The organism is Streptomyces nigrescens (assembly GCF_027626975.1).
Classification (GTDB): domain Bacteria; phylum Actinomycetota; class Actinomycetes; order Streptomycetales; family Streptomycetaceae; genus Streptomyces; species Streptomyces nigrescens.
Map to the genome: position 1 here is coordinate 2,143,907 of NZ_CP114203.1, position 21,296 is coordinate 2,165,202.

A 21,296-nucleotide genomic window follows, 5' to 3' on the forward strand; every position below is an offset into this window, starting at 1 on the left:
GCATCCTGCGCCCACGCCCCGGCGACGCGCGGCAGCCCCGGTGTCAAGCGGTCCGCCGAAACAGTTGACACCGAGCGCCAGGCGCAGCTGACCAAGCGCGGCGTATCCGGCGGCACCGCGACGGTACCGGCGCCGCCGGATACGCCGCCAAGGCCGAGACCGCGCGGTTCGCCTGTCAGTACGGTGCCGACGACTCCGAAAGTCCTGGATGGGCCGCCGCCCGAACCCGGGCGACCGGCCAACCTCATGCCCCGCTGCCACCTTGCCAGCAAGCAGTGGCGATGCGCCTTCCGGAGCCTGCGGGCGCACGCCGTGGTCGGCAGGTTTCTGCCGGCCGCACTGATCGTCGTGGCCGCTGGCACACTCACCGGCCACGCCCAGACCGTAAGCACCCCAAGGGCCCCTTGACCGGACGCCGCCCAGGCGCTCGAGCGCTACCGTGAGCATCCCAATTTTGTCGGCACCCGGCACTTGATCGCAGTCGAGCACCTGGCCGGCCCGTCCACTCACGCCTGCCGGGGGCGCTGCGGCCAGGGCTGCCCTTCTCGCGCTCGACGAGCCTGCGGCCGCTGTCGTGTTCTGTGACGCGGGACAGCTCGGTCAACCCCGGCAATCACGGTCCGTCGACGGTTCCCAGGCGCGCTACTCGACCAATGCCTGACGCAGCCGATCCAAGGCGCTCGTGAGGTGGTCCCGCATGGCTGTGGCTGCGGCATCCGGATCGCCCCGGCGTATCGCGTCGACAATGAGCTGGTGTTCCTCTCCTGTCTGGGTGGCGGCATCGTGACGGTTGTACAAGTTGTAGAGCCGCATGCGGGTGTATGTGCGTTCCAGATGGTCTGTCACGACGCGGTTGCCGGAGATCCTTGCCAGCCTGAGGTGGAAGTTGATGTCCCGCTGGGCCTTGGTGTCGCGCGCGTCATCTCCTGACAGGTCTGCGGGGGCGGCCGAGGGATCGCAGATCGAAGCCAGATCGGCGACGCCTTCCTGGTCGTTCCGCCGGGCAGCATTGGCAGCGGTGGGCGGTTCGACGAACAGCCGGTATTCATAGAGCTCCTCGATGCCGCGGGAGTCGAGGAGCATGGATGCTCTGAAGCCGCGGTACGGCTCGTTGGTCACCAGCCCCTCCGACGTGAGACGCGCGAGGGCCTGGCGGACCGGCGTATTGGAGACCTTGAGCTCGCGAGCGATCTGGTCAAGGTTGAGTCGCTCGCCGGGAGCGAAGCGGTTGGCGAGCAAACCTTCCTTGATCACCTCATAAATGTCGTCGGCCAGTATGTTGCGTGCCGGCGGCTGCCAAATCTTCTCGGCCCGGCCGACGCCCTTGGCCTGATGCGTGGCCACTGGGTACGTCTCGTCCGTCACTGCTCTCACCCTCCCGCTTCTGCTGCAAACCGCGCCGGCAAACCTTCGTCCACAGATCCCTTGACAGTGGGTGTCCTCGTCTGCACTCTAAACGGAATCGTACATGATGTTTTCGGCACGGTGCTCACACACATGGCCGACTGTGACTGAAGGAGTGTCCGTGATACCCGGTATTGCATCACGCCGCTGGCGCGTCCTAGCTCCTGCTTTTCTCGCTTCCGCTGCGATGGTCCTCTCGGCGTGCACCCCGTCCGGAGGCTCCGCGACGCCCCAGAGCGACCCGGACCGCCCCCTGCTGGTGTGGTCCGATTCCACCCGCCAGCCCGGCTTCGAGCAGTTCAAGAAGGCCCATCCGAACGTCAAGATGAAGATCGAGACGTACGACACCAGCGCGCTCCTGACCAAGATCCAGCTGTTCAACCGCACGGGCAAGGGCCACCCGGACGTCATCTTCAGTCCGCTGCCCACCCATGCCGCATCGCTCAGCAGCAAGCTCTTCGACTTTGCCGAGCCCTTGGACCACCTGGTCCCCGCAAGCGTGCAGCAGGGCTTCGGAAGTGCCAACGACACCTGCAAAATCGACGGCAAGCTGGTCTGCCTCAAGAACGACCTGGCGCAGTCCGTTCTCTGGTACAACAAGCCGCTCATGGACCGGTGGGGCTATGAGATCCCCACTACCTGGCAGGAATATGCAGACCTGGGACGGCGCGTCGCCAAGGACCACCCCGGCACCATCATCGGCTCGGCCGGGGGCCAATTCGTGTACTACGACTTCTTGTATTCCAGCGGCTGCCCGCTGCAGACCGTCACCGGTCCGGGCGCCGTGCACATCAACACCAAGGACCCCAAGTGCACTCGGGTCACCAAGCTGCTGGACCCGCTGATCAAGTCCGGCGCCGTCTCCCGCCACGGTCCCTTCGACCCTGAGATGATCAAGCTCAGCAAGAAGGGGAAGGTCCTCATGATGCCGGGCGCCTCGTGGTACGGAGACTTCCTCTTCAAGCCCGCCGCATCCTTCGCAACCCCCAACGGCAAGATCGCGGCGGCCCCCTATCCGAAGTGGCAGGGAGAGTCGAAGAACTACTCGGGTGCCACCGGCGGCGGCATCTACGTAGTCTCCAAGCGCTCGGCCAACAAGAAGGGGGCCGCTGCGGTCGCCCAGTGGATGGCCACCGCCAACAAGTACCAGGCAAATGCGCCGACCTACCCGGCCTACGGTCCCGCAGCGAAGGCATGGGGCGCCAAGCACGCGAGTGACACCTTCTATGCCACCGACCCCTTCCCCGTGCTGCAGAAGCAGGCCAACCTGATCAACCCCGCGGAAAAGCCCACCGTGTACGAGGTCGATGCCGCCATCACGTCGACCCTCGTAGCCAAGGTCCGCGCCGGCGGAAAGCTCGCCGACGGAATGGCGGACCTGCAGACCCAGCTCATTCAGCTCGCCCAGTCAACGGGCTACACCGTCAACTGACCCATGGTCGCCCGGCGGTCGTGCACCGGGCGCACTTGGCCGGCCCGGACGCACGGGCGCCCGGGCCGGCGCACCGAATGAAAGGAGAGACCGTGGTAAACAGGCTGGCCGCGCTGGCGCCGCGACGGCGGCGGTCCGACGCTCACGGATGGTGGTTCCTCGCCCCGTACCTCGTACTACTGCTGGTCTTCGGACTCCTCCCCACGGGCTACGCGATCTACGACTCCTTTGTCGTCGATAGCGCAGCCACCGCAGGCAGCAGTTTGGGCACTGGCAACTACCAGAACGTCTTCGCCGACTTCCGGTTCCTGCCCGCGCTCGCGCACGTCGGGATGTTCCTTCTGCTGTGGCTGCCCCCCATGGTGATCGGCGTCCTGTTCTTCGCGCTGCTGCTGCACGATCGTGTCAGCCGCGTCACCGGGGCCATGCGCCTGATCTTCTTCCTGCCCGGCGCAGTGACGGGGTCGGCCAGCGTCCTGCTGTGGTACTGCATGCTCCAGCCCAGCCTCAGCCCCTTCGCTCCGATGCTGAAGGCGATGGGCCTGACCAGTGACGCCGAGGTCTTCCAGGACGGCAATCTCACGCTCATCTTCGCGATCATGGCCTTCACCACCGGGGTGGGCCAGTGGATCGTCATCATGTACGGCGCGCTGCAGAACATTTCCGACGAGGTACTGGAGGCGGCGGCGCTGGACGGTTGCGGTCCCGTGCGCCGGGCTCTGCTCATCAAGCTGCCAATGGTCACGAAGTACGTCCTCTACATGGTGATCCTGTCCTTTGCCGCAGGCGTGCAGATCTTCGTCGAGCCCCAGCTCATCTACCAGATCACGCGCAGCGCAGGCAGCCCGTGGTGGTCGCTCAACCAGTTCGGCTACGCGCTGGCTTTCCAGTCGGGCGACTTCGGAGGTGCCGCGACCGTTTCCGTGATCCTGCTCGCCATATCCACTCTGGCCGCACTGCTCCTGATCTTTCGCACCGACTTCTTCAGTACGGAAATGGACCGATGACCACCGCCTCCGCCGAACATGCCGCAGGCCGTCGTCGGCGAAGCCGCTCCAAGCGCTGGACTCTGGGACGCACACTGCGCTGCGTCATCCTGCTGGGCTTCGCCGTCTACTGCCTCATCCCCCTGCTGTGGCTGCTGCTCGCCCCCACCAAAACCGATGCCCAGCTGGTTGGAGACCACCCGCTCAGCTTCGGCTCACTCGACCAGGTCGCCACTGCCTGGCACCATCTGATCGCCTATGACTCCGGCGTGATCTACCAGTGGCTGGTGAACTCGGTGCTCTACTCGGCGGGGTCCCTGGTGATCACTCTCGCCACATCCGTGCTGGCCGGGTATGCGCTGGCCACCACCCGAGTCCGGGGGCGGCGGCTGATCCTCGTGCTGACCCTGATCGCCATGATCGTCCCGCCCACCGCGCTGGTCCTGCCGCTGTTCCTGGAGATCAATGCGGTCCACCTCACCAACACGGCGATGTCGGTGATCCTCCCTGGGGCCTTCTACCCCTTCGGCGTCTACCTCGCCTTCATCTACTTCTCCACCTCCCTGCCGAGGGAGCTGATGGAGTCCGCCCGCCTCGACGGCGCCACGGAGATCAGGCTGTTCTGGAGCATCGCGCTGCCGCTCGCCAAACCCTTGGTCGGGCTGATCGCCTTCTTCGGCTTCGTGGCGAACTGGAACAACTACTTCCTCCCCTACGTCATGCTCAGCGAGCAGGAGATGTTCAACCTGCCTGTCGGACTGGGCGCGGTCATCTCCGGTACCCCTGCACTGAACCCCGCCATCGGGGGCAGCCAACTGCCCATCACCCGGCCCGAAGTCGCCCTCGCCGGCGTGATCGTGGTCCTGCCGATTGCGGTCATCTTCCTTCTCTGCCAGCGCTACCTGGTCCGCGGCATCCTGGCCGGCTCCGTCAAGAGCTGACCCCCGGACTGCGCGAGCAGTCCCGCCGGCCGCTCTGGCCGGCCACATCCCCCACCCTTTTTCCGGAGGAATCTGTGCGTATCACGTCTGTCGACGTCGTCCTTGTCGAAGAGCACGGCAACTCGCCGGCCTTCCGTTGGCGCAATGGCCTGCCCGGCTCCGACGGCCCCCATACAGCCGGCTGGCTCGTCGTGACCACGGATGAGGGTTTGAGCGGCTACGCGTACTGCCGACGCGGTCCCATCCTCGCGGACATCGTCAACCGGCGCATCCGCAGCGAATTCGTCGGCGCGGATCCGCTGCGCCGCGAGTGGCTGTGGCACCGGATGTGGGAACTCGACCGCATTGAGGAATTCCCCATCTACGTCCAGGGCGTGGTCGACGTCGCCTTGTGGGACATCGCAGGGAAGGCCGCGGGACTGCCGGTCCATCAGCTGATCGGCGGGTTCCGGGATGCCGTTCCCGCCTACGCCTCTACCGTCACGTTCTCCAGCATCGCGGAGTACCTCGATGTCGCCGACCAGTGTCTGGAGCTTGGGTACCAAGCGATCAAACTGCATGCCTGGGGCGATGTGAACCGCGACGTCGAGCTGTGCCGGGCGCTGCGTGAGCACGTCGGCCCCGATGTGGCGCTGATGTACGACGGCTCTGCAGGGTTCGACCTGCTCGACGCCATCCGGCTCGGCCAAGTCCTGACGGAACACGATTACCTGTGGTATGAGGAGCCGATGCGGGAGTTCAGTGTCACGGCCTACCGCAGACTCGCCGAACGCGTCGGCGTCCCGCTGCTCGTCGGTGAGACGAGCGACGGAGTCCATATGAACACCGCCGACTTCATTGCCTCCGGCTGTGCCTCCGCAGTACGCACCGGCACGTACTTCCGCGGCGGCATCACAGGGTCCCTGCGCATTGCCCACCTCGCGGACTCCTTCCGCCTGCGCGCCGAGGTCCACGGAGGCGGGCTGCCCAACACCCACCTGTGCATGGCGATCCCGAACACCACCTACTACGAGGACCTCGTCGACTCCAACCCTGTCCGCCGGACAGCCGAGGTGGATGCGAAGGGCCTGGTCCACGCACCGACCGGCCCCGGCATAGGCTATGAGGCCCTGTGGGCCGCAACCGGCGCCCCGGCCCCACTCAAGACCGTCCTGCCGCCCGTGTGACACCCACTGTGGGTGCAACGCGCCGCCACCACATCGCGAACTACTCGATCCATCTGCTCGGCGACCGGCTGTTCAGTTCCTTCGAGTACCACGGCGACGACCTGGCTGCGGACCTCGCCCTCATGGCCGCGGACGAGGCGACGCAGGCCTGGTGGAAGCTCACCGGCCCCTGCCAGCAACCCGTGCAGGAGACGGTGCCGGGCGAGTGGTAGGCCTCCATGGAGCAGGTGTTCCTCATGGAGTAGGCCACAGCACCCCCCTTCGACCTGCGTGCGGACGACCGTCCGCCGCCCCCCGGCTCCCTACGACAGCCACCGTGTTTTCGCCCCGTGAACTCGCGACCGCAAGGAGATCCACGTGAAACTGCTGCGCCTCGGCGCCCCCGGCAAGGAGCGCCCCGCAGTCCGCGACAGTGCCGGACGCATCTACGACCTCTCTGGGCTGACCGGCGACATCGACGGCCCCTTCCTGGCGGGCGGCGGTGTGCAGCGGGTACGAGCCGCCCTCGGCTCCGGCGAACTGCCGCTCCTGGATGCGGAAGGGATGCGCACAGGCGCACCGGTCGCTCGTCCCGGCAAGGTGGTGTGCATCGGCCTCAACTACCGGGACCACGCGGCGGAAACCGGGGCCGACGTGCCACAGCGACCGGTGGTGTTCATGAAGGACCCATCCACCGTGGTCGGCCCTCACGACACCGTCCTCATCCCGCGCGGCTCGGCCAAGACCGACTGGGAGGTGGAACTCGCAGTGGTGGTCGCCCGGCGCGCACGCTATCTCGCCTACCCCTCGGACGCGGCAGAGGCGATCGGCGGCTATGCGATCAGCAACGACGTGTCGGAGCGCGCCTTCCAGCTCGAACTCTCGGCGCAGTGGGACCTCGGCAAGTCCTGCGAGACGTTCAACCCGCTCGGGCCCTGGCTCGTGACCCCTGACGAGGTGCCCGATCCGCAGGCGCTCGGCCTGAGGCTGTCCGTCAACGGCGTGCAGCGGCAGGACGGCACGACCAAGGACATGATCTTCGACATCGCGTTCCTCGTCTGGTACCTCAGCCAGTACATGGTGCTGGAGCCCGGCGACGTCATCAACACCGGCACCCCCGCCGGAGTCGCCCTCGGCCTGCCGGACACGCCCTACCTCCGGGCCGGTGACACCACCGAACTCGCCATCGACGGTCTGGGCAGCCAACGTCAGACCTTCGAACAGGCATGAAGGGAAAGCAAACATGAACGGCTACGACGACCGTGACGCCCTGATCGGCGAATGCGCACCCATGAGGGGACTGTCCGGGCTGAACGCCCTGGTCACCGGCGGGGCTTCGGGTATAGGACTGGCCACGGCATGGCTGCTCGCTGCCTGCGACGCGGACGTCGCCGTCCTCGACCTCGACCCGTCGGCGGTGCCGGAGCCTCTGCGCGGCTACCGCGCGGACGTGTCGGACGACGACATGGTGCGGACCGCGGTGGATGCGGCGGCCTCGGACCTTTCGGGCCTCGACATTGTGGTCAACAATGCGGGCATCGGGGCCGTCGGTACCGTCGAGGACGGTGACGAGGGCCAGTGGCACCGTGTCTTCGATGTGAACGTCATGGGTGTGGTGCGCACGACCCGGGCTGCGCTGCCCCACCTCAGGGCCTCCGCTCACGCCGCTGTGGTCAACGTCTGCTCGATCGCCGCCACGGCGGGCCTGCCCCAGCGGGCGCTGTACAGCGCGAGCAAGGGCGCACTCCAGTCGCTGACGCTGGCCATGGCCGCGGACCACGTGCGGGAGGGCATCCGGGTCAACTGCGTGAACCCCGGCACAGTGGACACGCCGTGGGTGGGCCGCCTCCTGGACCAGGCCGCGGATCCGGCCGCGGAACGCGCCGCGCTCAACGCCCGCCAGCCCTTGGGCCGCCTGGTTTCGGCCGACGAAGTGGCCGCTGCCATCGTCTACTTGGCCTCGCCAGCCGCCGCCTCGGTCACCGGCGCCGCCCTCGCGGTGGACGGCGGGATGCAGGGGCTGCGCCTGCGGCCGGCGGGACAGTGACGGGCATGCACAACACCGCTCACGAACCGGTACTTCCGCGCCGCACCCTGGGGCGCAGTGATGTCGCCGTCACCGCCCTGGGGTTGGGCGCCGCCGCCATCGCCGGCCTCTTCACCCCTGTCGACGAGGACGAGGCCGGTGCCGCTGTCGAAGCGGCCTGGGGCGCGGGCATCCGGTACTTCGACACCGCCCCGCACTACGGTCTGGGTCTGTCGGAGCACAGACTCGGCGCCGTACTGCGGACCAAACCTCGGGACGCCTACACGGTCTCGACCAAGGTCGGGCGGTTGCTCGTACCCACGGAAGGCCGCGGGCGCGCCGGGGACTTCGAGGACGATCTCGCCCACGGTTTCGCCGTACCCGCGACCCACCACAGACGGTGGGACTTCAGCGCCGACGGCGTCCGCCGTTCGCTGGAAGAGAGCCTGACCCGGCTCGGCCTCGACCGCGTCGACCTCGTGCTGCTGCACGACCCCGACGACCACGAAGAGCAGGCGTTTGGGGAAGCGTATCCCGCGCTGGAGGAACTGCGGTCCGAAGGCGTGGTCGGCGCGATCGGCGCGGGGATGAACCAGAGCCGCATGCTGACCCGATTCCTTGAAGACACAGATGTCGACGCCGTGCTGTGCGCCGGGCGCTACACCCTGCTGGAGCAGACGGCCCTGGAAGAACTGCTGCCCGCCGCCGCGGCGCGCGGCAAGAGTGTGATCGTCGGAGGCGTGTTCAACTCCGGACTGCTGGCCGACCCGAAGCCCGGTGCCACATACGACTACACCACCGCTCCGGCATCCCTGGTGAGCCGTGCGCTGCGGATGCGGACAGTCGCCGAGGGGCACGGGGTGCCACTGCGCGCCGCCGCACTGCGCTTCCCCTTCGGGCACCCCTCAGTCGCCTCTGTCCTCGTGGGCGCGCGCTCGGCGGCTCAGGTCCACGACGCTGCCGCACAGATGAATCACGCGATCCCCGACGGGATGTGGCGGGCGCTGCGGAGCGAAGGCCTGCTGCCGCCGCACGTGCCGGTACCGGAGGGAACATAGTCATGCGCATCGCGCTGTTCATCACCTGCTTCAACGACACGCTGTACCCGCAGACCGGCAGGGCCGTGGTCCGCCTCCTCGAACGGCTCGGGCACACCGTGGAGTTCCCCCGGGCCCAGACCTGCTGTGGCCAGATGCACTTCAACACCGGGTACCGGCCCGAGGCCCTTTCGATGGTGCGTCGTTTCGCCAAAGTATTCGCCGGCTACGAGTGCGTGGTGACCCCTTCCGGTTCCTGCGCCGGCATGATCCGGGAGCACCACCGCACGATCGCCGGGCAGTACGGCGACGCGAAGCTGCAGGCCGCGGTGGAGACGGTGTCACCAAGGGTGCACGAACTCTCCGAGCTGCTGGTCGACGTGCTCGGCGTCACCGATGTCGACGCGTACTTCCCACACCGCGTGACGTATCACCCCACCTGTCACTCCCTGCGCATGCTGCGGGTGGGCGACAAACCACTGCGGCTGCTGCGTGCCGTGAAGGGAATCGACCTCATGGAGCTGCCCGAGGCCGACGGCTGCTGCGGCTTCGGCGGGACCTTCGCCCTGAAGAACCCCGACGTGTCGACGGCCATGCTCGCCGACAAGGTGCACTGTGTGCAGTCCACCGGCGCCGAGGTGCTGACGGCCGGGGACAACTCTTGTCTGATGCACATATCCGGCAGCTTGAACCGGCTGCGTACGGGAATCGGCAGCTTGCACCTTGCCGAAATCCTCGCCGCCACCGAAGGAGACGCACGATGAGCGGCACAACTGCGGACAGCCTCGTCTGGCTCGGCACTCCCTCCTTCCCCGAGGCGGCCCGCACCGCCGTCGCCGACGGCCGCCTGCGCGCCAATCTGCGAGGCGCCACCCGCACCATCCGCGCCAGACGCTCGACGCTCGCCGCGGAGCTGTCCGACTGGGAGGAACTGCGCACCTCCGCGGCCGCCGTGAAACGTAACGCGCTGCGCCACCTGGACACACACCTGATCCGTCTGGAAGCCGCCGTCACCGCCGCGGGCGGCACCGTCCACTGGGCGGCCGACGCCGCCGAGGCGAACCGGATCGTGACCGGGCTGGTGGCGGCCACCGGCGAGCGCGAAGTGGTCAAGGTCAAGTCCATGGCGACCCAGGAGATCGGCCTCAACGAGGCCCTGGCCACCGCCGGTATCCGGGCCTACGAGACCGACCTGGCCGAACTGATCGTGCAGCTCGGCGACGACCGGCCCTCCCACATCCTCGTCCCGGCGATCCACAAGAACCGTTCCGAAATCAGGGACCTGTTCCGCGACTCCATGGCCGCCTGGGGCAGGCCGGCGCCCGAAGGACTGTCCGACGACCCGGCCGCCCTCGCCGAGGCCGCGCGCCGCCACCTCCGCGAGAAGTTCCTGCGGGTCAAGGTGGCCGTCTCCGGCGCGAACTTCGCCGCCGCCGACACGGGCACGGTCGCCGTGGTCGAGTCCGAGGGCAACGGCCGTATGTGCCTCACCCTCCCCGACACGCTGATCACCGTCATGGGCATCGAGAAGGTGCTGCCCTCCTTCGCCGACCTGGAGGTCTTCCTCCAGCTGCTGCCGCGTTCGTCCACCGGCGAGCGCATGAACCCCTACACCTCCTTGTGGACGGGGACCACCGACGGCGACGGGCCGCAAGACTTCCACCTCGTGCTGCTCGACAACGGGCGAACCGCCACTCTGCGCGACACGGTCGGACGCCAGGCACTCGCCTGCATCCGCTGCTCCGCATGTCTGAACGTCTGCCCGGTCTACGAGCGCACCGGCGGCCACAGCTACGGCTCGGTCTACCCCGGCCCCATCGGCGCAGTGCTCACCCCGCAGCTCGCCGGGATCGAGCACGCGCCGTCGCTGCCCTTCGCCTCCACCCTCTGCGGCGCCTGTTACGACGCCTGCCCGGTGAAAATCGACATTCCCGAGGTGCTGGTGCATCTGCGCGCACGGGCCGTCGACAGCAAACGGGGCCCGGTACCCACTGCCGAGGCACTGGTCATGAAGGCCGCCGCGGCCACCCTCGCCACCCCACACACTCTGACCGCAGCGCAGTGGGTCGGTGCGCTCGGCGGCCGGCTGCTGTCCCGGCAGGGCGTCCTGAGGAGCCTGCCTGGCCCACTCGCCCACTGGTCACGGACGCGGGACACCCCAGCCCCCGCACGCGGGACTTTCCGCGCCTGGTGGCGCCGTACGCACCGGCAGGAGGGCCGATGAGTAGCAGGGAAACGGTACTCGGCCGCATCCGGGAGGCTCTGACCGACGTACCGGACACCGAAACGCATGACACCGTGACCGTGCCCTGTGCCTACCGGGACAGCCACGCGGACGCCGATGTGACGGGGCTCTTCATGGAACGCGCCGCGGACTACCGCGCCACGGTGACCCGTACCCACGACGCAAGGGCCGCGGTCACGGCGGCGTTCGAGCGGCATGCGCTCACACGGGTCGTCGTTCCGGCGGGCTTCCCCGACGAGTGGCTGCCCTCGGCGGGCACATGGCAGCGGCTCTGCGACGAACCACCCCTGGGAGTCCAGGAACTCGACACGGCAAGCGGGGTGGTGACCACATGCGCACTGGCGATCGCCGTCACCGGAACCCTCGTCCTGGATGCGGGCGCCGGGCAGGGCCGCCGGGCGCTCACCCTGCTGCCTGACTACCACCTCTGCCTCGTCCGGGCCGACCAGATCGTCGGGGACGTGCCCGAGGCCCTGCGCCGGATCGATCCGCGCCGCCCACTGACCCTCGTCTCCGGACCATCCGCCACCAGCGACATCGAACTACAACGCGTGGAAGGGGTCCACGGGCCCCGCACCCTGGACATCGTTGTTGTCGAACCGGAGGGCCAGGACATGGGGTGTGCGGAACCAAAGTGCGCCAGAGCCGAAAGACCTACAGTCCCGTTGTTCCCGGGTGGCCCTCAGGAACGTCCAGTGCGCACTCGGCCCAGATGACCTTGCCGTCGGTGGTGTAGCGGGTGCCCCAGGACTGCGCGAGCTGTGCGACGAGGAACAGGCCGCGCCCGCCCTCATCGGTGGAAGCCGCCAGCCGCATGCGTGGCGCGGTACTGCTGGTGTCGGAGACCTCGCAGATCAGGGTGCGATCGTGGATCAGCCGTACCTGGATGGGTTCCGCACCGTAGCGGATCGCGTTGGTGACCAATTCGCTGAGCAAGAGTTCTACGGCGAACGCGACCCCGTCCAGCCCCCACTGGCTCAGCCGCCGTATGGCGGCGGCGCGGACGTCGGAGACGCGGGCCGGGTCGGCGGGCAGCTCCCAGGAGGCGATCCGGTCGGGCGGCATGGCATGGGTGCGGGCGACGAGGAGGGCGATGTCGTCGCCGGGGTGCTCGGGCGCGACCGCGTGCATGACCGCGTCGCAGGTGTCCTCTGGTGTGGTGCCGGGGTGCGCCAGCGCGTCGCGCAGACAGTCGAGGGCCTCGTCGATGTCGCGGTCGCGGTCCTCGATGAGACCGTCGGTGTAGAGGATCAGCTGGCTGTGTTCGGGGAGTTGGACCGCGGCCGTTTCGAAGGGCAGGCCTCCCAGCCCGAGCGGGGGGCCGGCGGGCAGCTCGGGGAATGTCACGGTGCCGTCGGGGAGGACCAGCGCGGGCGGAGGGTGGCCTGCGCGAGCCATCGTGCATTGTCGCGAGGTGGGGTCATAGATGGCGTACAGGCAGGTGGCGCCGACCATGCTGGCACTACCGAAGCCGGCGTTGTCGCCGCCCTCCTCCCGATCCAGGCGCACCAGGAGATTGTCCAGGTGGGTGAGGAGCTCGTCAGGGGCGAGTTCCAGCTCGGCGAAGTTTCGTGCGGCGGTACGCAGCCGGCCCATGGTGGCCGCGGCGTGCAGCCCATGGCCGACGACGTCGCCGACAAGGAGGGCGACGCGGGTGCCGGAGAGAGGGATGACGTCGAACCAGTCGCCGCCCACTCCGGATTCGGCGGGCAGATAGCGATGGGCAACCTCGACGGCGTCCTGCTCGGGGAGGCCACGCGGGAGCAGGCTCCGCTGCAGGGACAGGGCCAGGGTGTGCTCGCGGGTGTAGCGGCGGGCGTTGTCCATGCACAGGGCGGCGCGGGCGGCAAGTTCCTGGGCCAGCGAGCAGTCGTCGTCCCCGAACGGCGCCGGCTCCTGCGAACGGTAGAAGCTGGCGATTCCCAGGACGACGCCACGGGCCAGCAGAGGGACCGAGATGAGGGAGTGGACGTTGCAGGCGAGGAGCCGCTCCGCATGCTCGGGGTCTTGGGCGATCCAGCCGGCGGCAGACCTTAGATCCGGTTCCAGCACTACCTGCCCGCTGGCCAGGCACCGCATATGCGGCGTCCTCGGGCGCAGGTCCACACGCTCGCCGACCGGGTAGAAGGGGCAGTCCTCGCGGATGCCGTGAACCACCGTACGGTGGAGATCGGTGCCGGGGTCAGCCGACTCCTCGCCACGCAGCACGGCCTCGGGCAGATCGATGGTGACGAAGTCGGCCAGCCGCGGGACCGCTGTCTCGGCCAGCTCCCAGGCGGTGCGGCTCACGTCCAAGGTCGTGCCGATGCGGGTGCTGGCCTCGGCCAGCACCTCCAGGCGGCGTCGTGCCGCGAGGGCGTACTTCCCCACCTCCGGCTCGCCCACCAGCATCAGCCTGCTGACCAGGCCGTCGCCCGAGTCACTGGTGCCACGCGCGCCAGGGGTAGGGGACAGCGCGTCGCTCCGGCTGGTTGCCGCGCCATTCAGGGGACCACGCGGCGGGGCGGGATGTGCCGGGAGTCTGCGTGGCTCGTCGGCGAGGTACGGGAGGGCGAGGCCCTGCTGGGACCAGTCGTGGGGAAGGAGCACCTCGATGACGACGCCCTCCACTCTGGATGGGGTCGTCACCGAACGGCTCAAGAGGGTCAGTCGCCGTCCACGGGACACAAGCACCTCGACGGCAGCCTTCTGGCCCAAGGAGATCAGCTCAGCGGCCTTCTCTACGAGGATCACGTGATCACTCGGGTTCACTCCGTAATGGCTCAGCTCCTCCATCCCGATCAGGTGGCCTCCGCCGGCCACCTCGCCGGTCTGCACGCTGGCCTTGACGTCGAGATACGCCTGCAGCAGGGCGCGCTCGCGCGCCGCGCTCTGCTCCAGCAGCCGTCGCTCGACGGCTTCGGCTGCCTTGCGAATCAGGCTTCCCATCGGCGGGTGCGTGTCGCTGCGAGAGCAGGCGCCAGCGAGAACACCCTCGATATGGCCGTTGAGGGGGTTGCGAATAGGTATGCCCGCGCAGGCGCTCGACTGATAGCACTCGGCGAAGTGCTCAGCGCCCTGGACGTGGCAGAGGCGCCTTTCCTCGATCGCGAGACTGATGGCGTTGGTCCCGGTGAACCGCTCGGCGAACACGAAGCCTGGCCTGCTGTGGATCGGGGGCAGCTCTCGGACCATCGACGCTTCGCCGAAGCGGCGTAGAAGCACCGCACCGCGTTCATCGGTAAGACTCACTCTTGCGCTGCTACCCGAGAGTACGGATTGCAGTCGGTCGAGCACGGGCTCAGCCGCGCGAACGAGGCGGCCGTCCACGTCGAGGCCCTGCCAGTAAGGAGGATCCGATTGGTCTGGTGAAAGCCCCATCAGCCGACAGCGCTCCCATGAAGTCAGGATGGGACTTCTCACACCCGCTTCGACCGGGTCTCCCTGCAGGAAATGCTCACGAGCGCGCCCGATGCTGAAATTCGCCCCGCGTGTCTCCGACCAGAACATTGCATTCACCGAGCCTGTCACCATCACCACATCACTGATCACTTCACCAGCTGCGCCTCATATAATTCTATTCGCAGCAGGGGCTGGTCGCGGTGAGTATCACGCCGCGTGCATGGATATGCGGCTATCGGCTTAGCTTGTCCTTAACCTCGATCTTTCGTGACGGCTCGTCGATGCATCTGGTGGGCGTTTCGGCTTGTTAAGTGGGGTGCGGGCAGGGTGAGGGGCCGGCTGTCGCGTCGGCATCCAGGCGAACAGGTCGAGGGCGGTCTGGACGATCTCCAGCCAGATCTGGTTCTGGGCGGTGTCGTGCAGGGGGGTTGCGCAGGCGGGTGGCTCGGGCGGCGCGGATGCGGTCCTCGGCACGGGCGCGTTGGCGGTGCCGTAGCTCCAGCGCGGTGATCGGTTGTCCTTGGCGTTGGTGGCGAAGCAGGTCAGCCGCATCCCGTCGGCGTCGGTGAAGCGCAACGGGCGCCCTGATGCGGGCGTTCTTTGCAGACGATCAGCCGCATCCTCTTGGGCCAGTTCTTGAGCACGTCACTGTCCAGCTCGGCCACCCAGGCGCCATCCCGGATCTCGCCGTCCGGTCCGATGGCCACCGTCCAGGCGGAGGTGGGAACCTTGAGGAGGGCCTGGTGGATGGCGTCGGTGATGGTCATGCCGACCGAGTGCGACAGCCACCGGCCCGGCTTTGCCAGCCGGGCCATGAACTCATGGGTGCCGCCGCCGGAATCGCAGCGGATCAGCCTCTGGCGTCCGCGCCGGTAGTTCTTCGGCAGCTGGGCCAGTGCGAGTTGCGCGGTGGTGATGTGGTCGGCAGCGGTGTTGGAGCCGGCATTGCCCGGCTCCAACAGGCCCGCGGCAGGCTCCCCGCTGCGTGGTCGACGAAAACCCATCAACGGGTGGTGCCCGAAGGTCTTCTTCCAGGTCGCGGCGGCGTCTGCTTCTCCGAGTGCGCGAGGACGAGCACCCGTCCAGGTCGATGATCACCTGTCCGCCGGCACCCGGAGCCGAGGCGCCGGCCAACTTCCATACGTATTCACGGAGTCGGCGCGTGCCAAGCGGAGTGCTGCCAGGGCCTTGTCTCCCGCCATGGCAAGGGTGTCGATCAGACGGGAGACGGTCGGGTCGGAGGCACCGGTCCGTACCCGCCCGGTTCGCGCCGCAGCATTCGCACGTCTGCGAGACAGCCCACACCGAGTGTGTGCCGCATCGAGCAGGACTTTGCCTGGGTCGTGCACCGCATGGGGCTTGCGCCACGGCGACAGCGCCGCCGATATCGCCTGGTGAAGAAGCCTATCGGGTCCTACCCGCGTGTCCGCGTCGAGGGCGGCGGCCGGCCGGTGGTCTCGTAGGCCGGGGCCGTGCGCCTCCGACACGTGCGGGTTGGACCTCAGCAATCCTCATTCTCGCTGGTCAGAGGAACTTTCTGCTGATGCGGCCGGGAAAACAGAAACACCCCTGACCTGTAACGATAGGACTTGCTGAGGGTCCTGTCCGTGGCAGCGAAAGAGGCTCTTCCCGGGTGAAGAAGAGTAGCGGATCGTACCCGTGTGTCCGTGCCGGGGGCGGTCTCGCAGGCCGGGGGCGGTGCTGCTGGTCGAGACGGTCCGCAAGTCCGGCCTGGACACCGCGATACCGGCGGCGCTGTCGCCGTGGCACAAGCCTCGGGTGGTGAATGTTCCGGGCAAGATCCTGCTGAATGTCGCGCTCGCGACGGCTCTGGGCGGGGACTGCCTGGCCGATGTCGCCATGCTGTGGGCCGAGCCCGACGTGTTCGGCCCGCTGCGAGCACCGCATCCAGGGCGCCCGCGACACCGGGCTGCGCAACCTGCCCGTGCACGACACTGCACAGAACCAGATCTGGCTGGAGCTCGTCTCCATCGCACTCGACCTGCTGGCCTGGATGCCGATGATCGCCCTGACCGGCGACACTCGCCGCTGGGGACCCAGACGGCTTCGCCTGCGGCTGCTCTCCGCCGCCGCGCAGCTCGTCAACACCGGCCGCCGCCGCTGGCTCCGCTTCACTACCGATGGCCCTGGACTGGCGTCATCGCCCTGGCAATCGACCGGCTGTAGAGCCTCCCCAACCTCGGTTCACCAGCCACTTCGACCATCCCGACGACCCGCACAACATCCCGGGAAAGTGGAACCCGGCGCCCACCGGGGCGACAACCGGGCCGTCCCCCTGCCTCGCCCCCCCGGAAAGGCACCACGCAAACACAGAGTCCCCGTCAGCCAACCGCCGGGGACTCATGGACGATTGAGGTTAGTGAGCTGAAGGCCTGTCATGCGTCCGATGTTCGTGACTCACTCGACCGGGCTGTGTGCGGTGTTGGTGGCGGCAGTGGCGGGCAATGGCCTGATGTCGTCCCGGCGCCAGCGGGCCAGGCGAGGGGGAGCCGAGGGGCACCAGGGCGTTTTGCTGGGGGCTGGATGCCCACGAGCCGTCGGATCTCTGCCACGGCGAGGGGTGTGAGGGCGTGCGGACCGTTTCTTCAGTTCCCAATATCGGTCATCTGCCGGATGTTACTGAGAGACCTCTGACGTCATCCTGAAGCCCGTCTGGCGAGTTCAACCGTTCAGACGCGCCCGAGTGGAGTACACCGAAAGAAAGGGAGGACGGCATGGACACGTCGCGAAATAAACACCGCGGCATAGTCTCCTTGGTCGCAGCATTGCTGATCGCACTGCTGGCTCAAGGTTTCCTCGCAACTGGCGCTTACGCCTATCCAAACGGCAAGCGTCCGCCGAACGTGGGGCCAGGATCGGCGCAATCCTGGGCTCGAACGCTCGCAAACGGACACGCCAGTAAGCATTTGCGTGATCCGGAGGCCCAGGGAACCACTGTCGGCGAGTTTCCTCGACTAATTCAAGAAACGCTGACTTCGCCGGATGATGCAGTGTACCTGCGCGCCACGCCCAGGCAAGACAGCATAGGCGTGACGGCGTATTACACGCGTCAAGTGCGAAATGCGGCGGGGAATCAAGTCCGGCTGCTGGTGATCATCAACGTAGATGGTGGCGGCCGGCCAGTCGTCACGCGAAATGCATCGACGGCCTACTTCTTCAACGGCTCGTTTGAAGAACGGATCCAGGCACAACTCAGGAGAGATTACCAGCGGCTGGAAGTTGTACCGGCCAACGAGCGCGGCAACGCGCCGATCACCGCCTTTGAGAACATCGTCCTGGCGTGCGGCGGGTCGACGGCTGCAGTGCAGAAGCGAAGCGCCGATCAGCAACCAGGGTGCACCGCCAAGGAGTTCAACCAGGACGAGATCGACAGAAACAAGAATATCCTGGCTCGGGCGGGGTGCCTGACGGTCGACGGAGAAAAACTCGACAATGGCACCGGCGTCACCCTTAAAGCATGCACCAGTGGCAGCAAAAGTCAGGCCTGGTTTCTTAGTCAGGGCCGGATCGCCATCAAGAACGACGGCATACAAAAGTGCTTGAATCCTCAGGGGGACGCCAAGGACAACAATACGCCGATCATCCTTTATGACTGCTCATGGAACCCGAATCAGGCCTGGGAGTACCGGGACGACGGAACCTTTCTCAATACAGCTTCCGGCAAGTGCCTGGACATTCCGAAATGGGATGAGAAGTTGATCATCTGGGACTGCAAAAACGACGACGAGATCGACAATCTCACCCAGAAGTTCGACGTTCCGAGTCAAGCTGTGAAGAATGAAGATGGTCAGTGCCTGGAAACCGTCGGCGGCAAGAACGACAATGGCACTACGGTCCGGGCCGCCGCCTGCAACGGCAGCAACGCTCAGAGGTGGAGCCACATCACAGGCCCTGACGAGACCGTTAAAATGGAGGTGTTGGGAAAATGTCTAAACATCCAAGGCGAGGGCAAGGGTGACGGTACGCCAGTCATCTTGTACGATTGCACTGGCGGTGGATGGAACGAGCTATGGAAAACTCCAATCTGGCCTCAAATAGAGAATCCAGAGACCGGCAAGTGTCTCCAAGTGGACGACACCAAAGCAACGATCCAAACCTGCAACGCCCGCCCGGAGCAAAAGTGGAGGCTGTAGCCTGCGCGGTGGACTCGGGGTCTGTGTCCGGATCATAAGCGGTAACGCGAAAGTGCTTTCCGGTCTGAGACGATGAACCTTGTCAAGGGGTTCTGTCAGTCCAGGCGGAAGGCGCTTTCTGCGCACAGGGTATCGGTTTGCGTCCCAAGCTCCATGTGTCGCCGACGGAGCGGGGGTGGTCGGGCACGCCGGGCACGGTTGAGCGCCGGTGAGCGCCGGTGTGGCCGATGCGTGCTCCACCGCGCTGCGGGCCCTGCGTCCTCGCGCAACCGGGAACGACGCGGGCCGGGTCGCGACCGACCTTGCAATGATGCGCACGGCCGGCGCGCGGAGGCCGGGCGACGCTTCGCCAACCTCGGCTTCCGTATCCGCACCCTGACCGACCGGGCCCCCGGCTGCCGGTATGCCGAGTCCGCCGACGAAGCGGACACCGGCACCACTACACGTGGCTGGGGTCGTGACCTGACCGCCACACCCCGGTGGTCGGTGCAGGTCCCGCATGCGGTCGCCGACTCTCACAGCGAGGATCTCGGCGTCGCCATACTGCGCGGGGCGCCCGTCGGGTCCTGGTCCTGGCGAGTGCCCACCGCGCAGGGGCCCGCCCGGGACAATGCGGCCGACCCGCGCCCGTCGGACGCAGTTTCCAGGTGAAGAAGCGCATCGGGTCCTAACCTCGTATCTGTGTCGACGGCGGTGGCCGGGCCGTGATGTCTCAGGCCGGGGCGGTGTTGTTGGTCGAGACGGCCGCAAGACCGGGCTGGGTCGGGCGATATCGGAGCCACTGGTGCCGTGGCGATGGCCGCGGGCGGTGCACGATCCGGGCAGGATCCTGCTGGATGTGGCTCTCGCGGTCGCACTGGGCGGTGACTGCCTGGCGGACGTGGGGTGCGAGCCGAGCCTGGCGTGTTCGGGCAGGTGGCCTCCGGTCCCACGTTGTCCCGGCTGATCGACACGCTGGCCGGCGCCGAACACAAGGCTTTGTCGGCGATCCGCTCGGCGGAATCCCAAGTACGCCAAGAAATCTGGAAGTTGGCGGGTGCCTCGGCCCGGACGCCGACGACAGGTAGTCGTGGACATCGACGGTGTGCTCGTGATCGCACACTCCGACAAGCAGGGCACCACCGCGACCTGGAAGAAGACCTTCGGCCACCATCCTCTGATGGGGTTCGTCGACCATGGAAGCAGCGGCAGCAGTGAACCGGTGGCGGGCCTTCTCCGGCCAGGGAACGCGGGCAGCAACGCAGCCGCCGATCACTTCGAGACCGCCCGGCTCGCTTTCGCGCAGTTGCCGAAGACCTACCGGCCCAGGTGCCGGACCCTGATCCGTACCGACTCCGGCGGCGGCACCCACGAGTTCGTCAGCTGGCTCGCCCAGCAAGGAAGGTGGCTGTCATACTCGGTCGGTAACCCTCACCCGATCTGTCCGCCAGGCGGTCTTGAAAGCTCCCGCCTCCACCTGGACAGCCGCGATCGAACCGGGCGGCGCATCCGCGACGGAGCCTGTATCGCCGGGATCGCCGGCGACGTGCTGGACGGCCGGCCGAAGGGGATGCGACTGATCGTTAGGAACGAACGGCAGCACCCGGCGCTCAGCTGCGCTTGACCGACGCCGATGGCATGCGCCTGCCTTGCTTCGCCACCAGCACCAAGAACACCCCGATCGCCACCCTGGAGCTGCGGCACCGCCAGCGCGCCATAGCCGGAGGACCGCATCCGGGTCGCCCGCACAGAACCAGATCTGGCTGGAGATCGTGCAGATCGCTCTCGACCTGCACGCCTGGATGCCGATGCTCGCCCTGACCGGCAAAGACCGGCCAGGAGCCCCGCCGCCTGCGGCTGCGGCTGTTCTCCGCCGCAGCCCAGCTCGTGACCACAGGACGGCGCCGCATCCTCCGCCTTGCGAAGCACTGGCCCTCGACTGATCTGATCACCGGTGCCCTCGGCCGGCTCCACGCCCTGCCGAACCCTGGCCGACCCGCGGCAACCCCGTCCCGACGAGCCGCACCACCCACCGGAGCCATGGAACCCGGCGCGCTTGCTCTCGTGCTCGGGCTGGCGGTCGGACCAGTCCACGAGGTCCGCATCCGCGCCGTGCAGCAGGAACTGAGCCGTGGACACGACGGCGTCCGCTGGCTGCTCGTCTTCGACAGCGCGGACGAGCCTGAGAGCATCCGTGACCTTTTTGCCCACCGGCCCCGGACACGTGCTGATCACCACACGTCAGCACAGCTGGAAGACGGGAGACACCGCGCATCACCATTACGCCGTACACACGGCAGGAGAGCATCGCCCACCTCCTCAGCCGTATTCCGGGTCGCACCTCCCGTGAGGCCCACGACGTAGCCGAGACGCTCGCAGACCATCCGCTGGCGATCACGCAGGCAGCCGCGTGGCTCACCGAGACCGCAATGCCGGCAGACGCGTACGTGTCTCTGCTGCAACGAGAGTCCGTGCGTCTGCAGGCGAAGCCCTCGGCCAGCTATCCGGCGTCGGTCAGTAAGGCGTGGACATTTGCCACGAATCGCCTGGAACGCACCCGATCCGA

General features: G+C 67.4%; 14 protein-coding genes and 4 pseudogenes. 15 read left to right on the forward strand and 3 right to left on the reverse strand.

Going from position 1 to position 21,296, the window contains the following annotated elements:
* Positions 1–642: 642 nt before the first annotated feature.
* On the reverse strand, positions 643–1,365 hold the full coding sequence (locus STRNI_RS09720) for a GntR family transcriptional regulator (RefSeq protein WP_277410974.1): 723 nt from the start codon (positions 1,363–1,365) through the stop codon (positions 643–645).
* Positions 1,366–1,525: 160 nt separating this feature from the next.
* On the opposite strand from STRNI_RS09720, the gene STRNI_RS09725 reads away from it, so the two are divergent.
* The 11 genes from STRNI_RS09725 (at position 1,526) to STRNI_RS09775 (ending at position 11,932) form a co-directional block, all read left to right on the forward strand.
* Positions 1,526–2,836: an ABC transporter substrate-binding protein gene (locus STRNI_RS09725; RefSeq protein WP_277410975.1), complete on the forward strand. Its 1,311-nt coding sequence runs from the start codon at positions 1,526–1,528 to the stop codon at positions 2,834–2,836.
* Between the two features lie 92 nt (positions 2,837–2,928).
* The gene (locus STRNI_RS09730; RefSeq protein WP_277410976.1) at positions 2,929–3,843 is read left to right on the forward strand and encodes a carbohydrate ABC transporter permease; all 915 of its coding nucleotides are present in this window, start codon (positions 2,929–2,931) and stop codon (positions 3,841–3,843) included.
* A complete protein-coding gene (locus STRNI_RS09735) occupies positions 3,840–4,763 on the forward strand; it encodes a carbohydrate ABC transporter permease (protein ID WP_277410977.1) in 924 nt (307 codons plus the stop codon). Before STRNI_RS09730 ends, STRNI_RS09735 begins: the two co-directional genes overlap by 4 nt.
* A 74-nt stretch (positions 4,764–4,837) precedes the next feature.
* The gene (locus STRNI_RS09740; RefSeq protein WP_277410978.1) at positions 4,838–5,929 is read left to right on the forward strand and encodes an enolase C-terminal domain-like protein; all 1,092 of its coding nucleotides are present in this window, start codon (positions 4,838–4,840) and stop codon (positions 5,927–5,929) included.
* A gap of 8 nt (positions 5,930–5,937) precedes the next feature.
* Positions 5,938–6,141, forward strand: a complete 204-nt coding sequence (locus STRNI_RS09745) for an L-rhamnose mutarotase (protein ID WP_277410979.1) — start codon at positions 5,938–5,940, stop codon at positions 6,139–6,141.
* Between the two features lie 145 nt (positions 6,142–6,286).
* On the forward strand, positions 6,287–7,138 hold the full coding sequence (locus STRNI_RS09750; protein WP_277410980.1) for a fumarylacetoacetate hydrolase family protein: 852 nt from the start codon (positions 6,287–6,289) through the stop codon (positions 7,136–7,138).
* Between the two features lie 61 nt (positions 7,139–7,199).
* Positions 7,200–7,955 carry an SDR family NAD(P)-dependent oxidoreductase gene (locus STRNI_RS09755; RefSeq protein WP_277413223.1) on the forward strand — a complete coding sequence of 252 codons (756 nt, stop codon included), beginning with the start codon at positions 7,200–7,202 and terminating at the stop codon, positions 7,953–7,955.
* A gap of 5 nt (positions 7,956–7,960) precedes the next feature.
* Complete coding sequence (locus STRNI_RS09760; protein WP_277410981.1) at positions 7,961–8,992, forward strand: aldo/keto reductase; 1,032 nt, start codon at positions 7,961–7,963, stop codon at positions 8,990–8,992.
* A 2-nt stretch (positions 8,993–8,994) separates the two neighbouring features.
* Positions 8,995–9,735, forward strand: coding sequence for a (Fe-S)-binding protein (locus tag STRNI_RS09765; RefSeq protein ID WP_277410982.1), 741 nt, complete (start codon positions 8,995–8,997; stop codon positions 9,733–9,735).
* The gene (locus STRNI_RS09770) at positions 9,732–11,195 is read left to right on the forward strand and encodes a LutB/LldF family L-lactate oxidation iron-sulfur protein (RefSeq protein WP_277410983.1); all 1,464 of its coding nucleotides are present in this window, start codon (positions 9,732–9,734) and stop codon (positions 11,193–11,195) included. Before STRNI_RS09765 ends, STRNI_RS09770 begins: the two co-directional genes overlap by 4 nt.
* Positions 11,192–11,932, forward strand: a complete 741-nt coding sequence (locus STRNI_RS09775) for a LutC/YkgG family protein (protein WP_338149724.1) — start codon at positions 11,192–11,194, stop codon at positions 11,930–11,932. The genes STRNI_RS09770 and STRNI_RS09775 overlap by 4 nt, the downstream gene beginning before the upstream one ends.
* Here STRNI_RS09775 and STRNI_RS09780 read toward each other — a convergent pair.
* Together STRNI_RS09780 and STRNI_RS09785 are read right to left on the reverse strand one after the other, a co-directional pair.
* A complete protein-coding gene (locus STRNI_RS09780; protein WP_277413224.1) occupies positions 11,871–14,705 on the reverse strand; it encodes a SpoIIE family protein phosphatase in 2,835 nt (944 codons plus the stop codon). The genes STRNI_RS09775 and STRNI_RS09780 overlap by 62 nt on opposite strands.
* 240 nt (positions 14,706–14,945) lie before the next feature.
* Positions 14,946–15,997, reverse strand: a pseudogene (locus STRNI_RS09785) (IS1380 family transposase); the annotation flags it as partial.
* 233 nt (positions 15,998–16,230) lie between these two features.
* Between STRNI_RS09785 and STRNI_RS41585 the strand changes: the two are divergent.
* The 4 genes and pseudogenes from STRNI_RS41585 to STRNI_RS09800 form a co-directional block, all read left to right on the forward strand.
* Positions 16,231–16,493, forward strand: a pseudogene (locus tag STRNI_RS41585) (IS1380 family transposase); the annotation flags it as partial.
* Positions 16,486–16,784: pseudogene (locus STRNI_RS09790) on the forward strand (transposase); the annotation flags it as partial. The pseudogenes STRNI_RS41585 and STRNI_RS09790, both read left to right, overlap by 8 nt.
* A 548-nt stretch (positions 16,785–17,332) precedes the next feature.
* Positions 17,333–18,751 (forward strand): RICIN domain-containing protein, encoded by a 1,419-nt coding sequence (locus STRNI_RS09795; protein WP_277410984.1) that lies wholly within the window; start codon positions 17,333–17,335, stop codon positions 18,749–18,751.
* A gap of 707 nt (positions 18,752–19,458) precedes the next feature.
* Positions 19,459–20,722: pseudogene (locus STRNI_RS09800) on the forward strand (IS1380 family transposase); the annotation flags it as partial.
* Positions 20,723–21,296: the final 574 nt, after the last annotated feature.

What these genes read in the sequence shown, in the direction of transcription:
- STRNI_RS09735 (WP_277410977.1), top strand. Translation starts at nt 3,840, where the DNA reads ATGACCACCGCCTCCGCCGAACATGCCGCAGGCCGTCGTCGGCGAAGC.
- STRNI_RS09755 (WP_277413223.1), top strand. Translation starts at nt 7,200, where the DNA reads ATGAGGGGACTGTCCGGGCTGAACGCCCTGGTCACCGGCGGGGCTTCG.
- STRNI_RS09760 (WP_277410981.1), top strand. Translation starts at nt 7,961, where the DNA reads ATGCACAACACCGCTCACGAACCGGTACTTCCGCGCCGCACCCTGGGG.
- STRNI_RS09765 (WP_277410982.1), top strand. Translation starts at nt 8,995, where the DNA reads ATGCGCATCGCGCTGTTCATCACCTGCTTCAACGACACGCTGTACCCG.
- STRNI_RS09770 (WP_277410983.1), top strand. Translation starts at nt 9,732, where the DNA reads ATGAGCGGCACAACTGCGGACAGCCTCGTCTGGCTCGGCACTCCCTCC.
- STRNI_RS09775 (WP_338149724.1), top strand. Translation starts at nt 11,192, where the DNA reads ATGAGTAGCAGGGAAACGGTACTCGGCCGCATCCGGGAGGCTCTGACC.
- STRNI_RS09780 (WP_277413224.1), bottom strand. Translation starts at nt 14,705, where the DNA reads ATGTTCTGGTCGGAGACACGCGGGGCGAATTTCAGCATCGGGCGCGCT.
- STRNI_RS09795 (WP_277410984.1), top strand. Translation starts at nt 17,333, where the DNA reads ATGGACACGTCGCGAAATAAACACCGCGGCATAGTCTCCTTGGTCGCA.